Source organism: Streptomyces sp., assembly GCF_036566765.1.
Classification (GTDB): Bacteria; Actinomycetota; Actinomycetes; order Streptomycetales; family Streptomycetaceae; genus Streptomyces.
The window spans coordinates 1-4,520 of sequence record NZ_DATCVQ010000706.1 but is presented as its reverse complement, the minus strand read 5'-3'; the positions used below and the strand labels follow the sequence as shown (position 1 = coordinate 4,520).

Annotated in this window: 4 protein-coding genes; all 4 read right to left on the bottom strand. The window is 65.2% G+C overall.

What is annotated here, in order from left to right; all coding sequences use genetic code 11:
* Window positions 1–32: 32 nt before the first annotated feature.
* Window positions 33–1,139, bottom strand: coding sequence for a hypothetical protein (locus tag VIU94_RS40665; RefSeq protein WP_331920009.1), 1,107 nt, complete (start codon window positions 1,137–1,139; stop codon window positions 33–35).
* Between the two features lie 250 nt (window positions 1,140–1,389).
* Window positions 1,390–2,427, bottom strand: coding sequence for a Dyp-type peroxidase (locus VIU94_RS40660; RefSeq protein WP_331920007.1), 1,038 nt, complete (start codon window positions 2,425–2,427; stop codon window positions 1,390–1,392).
* A 122-nt stretch (window positions 2,428–2,549) separates the two neighbouring features.
* Window positions 2,550–3,509: a DUF3710 domain-containing protein gene (locus tag VIU94_RS40655; RefSeq protein ID WP_331920005.1), complete on the bottom strand. Its 960-nt coding sequence runs from the start codon at window positions 3,507–3,509 to the stop codon at window positions 2,550–2,552.
* The coding region (locus VIU94_RS40650; RefSeq protein ID WP_331920004.1) for a polymorphic toxin-type HINT domain-containing protein at window positions 3,496–4,520 on the bottom strand (1,025 nt) is incomplete at its 5' end. The genes VIU94_RS40650 and VIU94_RS40655, both read right to left, overlap by 14 nt.

The window sequence follows — 4,520 nt, the reverse complement described above, 5'->3', positions numbered from 1 at the left end:
CTACCGAGGAACTTCCGACTCAGGACACTGGCCTAGCGGCCTATCACGTAGATCTTCGGCGCCTGGGAGGGACGGGTCCGGGACAGTTTCACGGCCGTGCCGCGTGCCGTCTCGAAGGGGATGACCGGATTCCCGGTCCTGTTCCAGGGCTCGGCACCGCACCACGGTCCGATCAGGCGGAACTGCTCGAGCGCACGGGCGTACAGACGCGACTGGAGCATGTAGTGCCCCAGCAGGTGCCGCAGGCCCGGCAGGCGCTCGTCGTCGGGCGCGACCCGGTCGAACGAGGCGGCGACCCGCTTGAGCAGGGTTCTCTTCATGAGCGTGGCGGGCTGCGCGATGGTTCCGGGCCGGTCGAGGAGCTCGTGCAGCGCGTGCAGGTAGATCCCGGCGAGCGGACTGCCGTCCGGGGCCTTGCGGACCGCCTGGCGGGCGAACCGCATCATCCGCGCGTTGCTGCCGTGCCACTTGGCGCACCAGTACTGGAGGGTCTGCCAGTGGCCCTCGTAGTGGTGGGGCGCGCGGGCGACGAGCCCTTCCCAGAGCGGCTTGAACTGCCTGCGCTTGTACAGGGCTCCGCGCGCTGCTGTGATCATGACGACCCACGGGCCCGGGTTCGCGGGGTCGAGCAGCGCGGCCTGCCGGGCCTCCTCGATCGCGGCCGGGAGCATGGCGAGAAAACGGTCCATGTCCTCGGCATTGACCTCGTGGGCGTAGCCGCTGCCCCGGATCGCCCAGGCGCGGTGGACCATGATGCTCGCGTGGAGGGTGGCCGCGTCGCAGTTCCCGGGCTCGGCGGCGCGCCAGGCGTCGAGCCAGGCGTCGTCCTCCCGGGCGACGTGCTGCAGGAGCTCCAGCCGGTCCCAGCGCTCGTCCCAGTCGTCGTCGGCAGCCCGGAGATAGCGCGCCGCGGGCTTCCAGTCCCCTCCCCACGCGGCGTCGGCCACGGCCTGCCGCTCCTCCGTCCGGTGTTCCGGCGGGGGCGGACCGGCGCGCCGCGAGTCGAGCAGCTCGCGGGGCGGAAGGCCGTAGTCGGACGCGATGAACTCCTCAGCGACCCAGGCGGCGGCACGTCGGATGACGAGGCGGTTGAGCGCGAGGAACAGCACGCCGATCACAAGGGCGGGAAGAACGATCACAGCGGGATCATTCCCGAACCGATCACCCTCCGCAATAGTCCAGGCCATCGATACGGCGAGGTCAGAGCGGGGGCACGGACGTGATCGGCCGCCACGTCCTAGTGTCCTGAGTCGGAAGTTCCTCGGTAGATCACGCCTCGACCGACCGGTGGGTCACGTCCGCTTCCAACCGGCATGCGGCTCGACTCGGCATCGCCGGCCGCAGCGCCGGGGGCCGAGCGAACCGCCTAAGAATCTCCGACTCAGGTCACTAGTTCAGAAGGTCCAGCCAGCGGTTGCCCGGCGGGGGAACGAAGTAGTACCCGCCGCCCGTCGTGAGCATGTACTGGGACATCGACTCGCCTTCGAGTCGCTTCTGAACGGCCTCGAAGCCAGCCTTCAAGTCTCGCTGAAAGCACGAGAAAATGATTCCGCTGTCGCCTTCGCCCCGGCTGTAGCTGTAGCTTCGCCTTACCAAGGGGGGCGGATTGCGGCGATCGGGGGCGGCCCTGCGTACGTGCGAATCCAACGGCGTTGTTTTACCCAGCGGGTCTCCGGAAAATTCGGCCCTCTCGTCGAGAGGAGTGCCGTCGAGCCATCGCCCGTCTCGACGACGCCCGATTATTCTCTCCTGCTCATCGATGCTGTCCCGATCCCAGAGCTCTGTTGCCAGACGGATGATTCGCACAACCTGATAACTTCCACCGACAGCCCATTCAGGCTCTGATTGATCTCGGCGGATTAGCGCTCTATCCAGAGTTTCTCGATCGCTAGATGGATTTCCGAATCCTTCCGCGAAGTGGAATGGATTGCGGGTGAGTCCGACACCGTTCTGGGTGGTGTTGCCCGGTCGATAGCCGGCTATCCGCCATCGAACCCGCCAAGCCGGTGCATCCTCAAGGATTTTTGCGATCGCCCCCTGAAGGCTATCCGCGGACCCTCCTGTAGCGTGAATCAGGGCGTCTCCGTGAACTGTATTGGCATTAAGGACATCACCGCTGAAGGTAGGCATTTCCTTCAGCTGGCACAGACGTTGAGTGAATCTTGAAAGAATCCCAGAGCCCAAGGAGATGCCTACGAGCACCCTCGGAGCGCTGGCGCTCTCGACCGCCTCAAGCAGTTGCTTCAGAGCGGCCAGCGGTTCCACGTCGGTGACTCGCAGGTCAAGGGCGCAGAGCGCGAGCTTTGCTGGAGGCAGGCTGCCAGTGAGCTGGACGGGCGCAGGCGACGGTGCAGTCTGAGGAGCAGCGTCCGGGCTTCTGGCGATCGCGTAGGTGCCGGTTGCGGCCACGGCGCTGGTTGCAGCCACAGCCAACACCGTCCTGCGTTTGATATGAGGGGCCTTCAACGGCGGCATCGGCCGACCCTTGTCTGCGGTGGGACTTGGGTCCGTGTCTGCTTCCGTATCGTGCCCCTGTGCGGCATCGCCCTTCATATGAGGTTCCGGGGCTCTCGAAGAGAGATCGGGTCTCCGTCTTTGCCACGGTGCCCGGGGACGACGACCGTGCTCTGGTAGACGTCATAGGGCCACTCCTCGCGGCTGTCAGGTGCAGCCCCTTCCCCTGAGATCACTCCTCGGATCAACCACCCCGGGCCATTGCAACCGATGAAGCGGACGTGCTGGATTCCGCCCGGCCCGGCGACTGGTACTTCGGCGCGGAGCTCGAGGCCGACTCGTCCAGCCCACTCGGCGACGTGCCCGCCGGTTGCTCGTACTTCGCGCGTGAGCGTCTGGCGGCTCGACTCCCATGTCGTATTTGAACCTGCGGACCATGCCTGGAGCTGGATTGCTGTCAGCCCCTTGATCACAGTTACGGCAAGGTGCTTCCTGCCTGAGGGGGGAAGGTCCAGACGAATACCCGGCTCGCGCCGCAGCAGGAGCCCGCCAAGGTCGATCCGATCGCCGGCGTGCGGGTGAGGCTCGCTTGCGTCCCAGGGGCCTGTCTCGATTCCTCGACGGGGGGTCGCTGGAGCCAGACCCATGCCAGGGACTTCGTGGCATTTGGCCTCCGCGAACTCCATCAGCTCCTCGACGAGGAGGTCGTCGAGTCCGTCGACCTGAATCACGGTATCCAGGAGGCGCAGCACGTTTTCCAGAGTGAGCAGGCCACGGTTCTCTATGTCTCTGGCCGCGGTGAGATCGCCTCGCAACCCGCGGACCAGGACGGTCCCGGCTTGGCCCGGGAGGGCGACTGCTGCAGCGATGTCGTCGTCCGGCAGGTCGTTCTCCCATCGCCCGATCAGCGCGATCTGAGCAGCCACCTGAAGAACTCTTCCCGGGGTGACGCCCTGCCCCTGGGTGGCGAAACCTGCCTGCTCGATGTCCCTCGGAGGCAGAGCCCCGTCTCGCTGGTACTGCTTAAGCAGCCTGTTCGCTTCAGCGCCTGACACGGTGATACCACCTCTTGATCTTCCGATAGCCCTTGCCGACAACCAGTGCAACGACTGCGATGACTTCAAAGGAGCCGTGGCCAGGTTGCGCCATGGGACCGTCTGCAGCCTTTTGGAGGCTACCGGGCATGCCGCTGACCGCGTCACGTCGCTTCTTCGACTCTTCTTCGATGGCTTCGCCGGCCATCTGAGACTTGCTCGGTGTGTCTGCCTTGTGGCTGACGGGAGGCAGGTACCGGTTGCGTGAGGGATCGTAGACCGGCGGGAGGTGGCCAGGGCTGGGCGATCCGCAGTTATGGACGAGAAGGGATGTGTCGCCAGCGAGCACGTAGTACGTGTGCAGGTCGGAGACGGTGAGGTTATAGACGAGTGACGATTCGAGCCGGACACGGACAGCGCTGATCTGTGCCCATGTACCAGCGCTCGTCTGGAGCCATTGCCCCTGCGTCAGTTCACCAGCGGTGACCCATTCACGCAGCTCGGGCACCCAGAAGGGGTGTCCATCCGTCGCAGTGACAGCGCTGGACACGCCATTCGTCTCCAGGGTCACGTCAACCAAGCGTTTGATTCCGTCGCCCTGCACCAAGGCTGTGACGGGGCGGGGTCCGGTTTCGCCCGTAACGGGATCGGTGGCCAGGACTTGATCACCGATTCGGACGTCCTTGATGGGCTTGCGCGTTCCGTCAGCCATCAGGACCGGGGTGTCAGCGGTAAAACTGTTCCCGATCGGACAGGTCCCCTTGACTGCACCAGCCTTCCCGAGCACTCCCATCGCGCATCCCATGAGGGCGGAGCTGGCGACTTGTCCCCAATCGACCTTCTGGCCGGAGAGTCGTTGGAGGCCCCAGTCGATGAAGGCTTCGCTGATGCCGCCGATGGCGCAGCCGATGAGCATGGGGTTGTTGCCGGTGGGGTCGGTGTAGGTGGTGGGGTTGTTGAGGGCGTATTGGTAGAGGTTGGTTCCGCCCTGGTGGCCGATGGGGTCTTGGCTGATGAAGCGGCCGGTTTCGG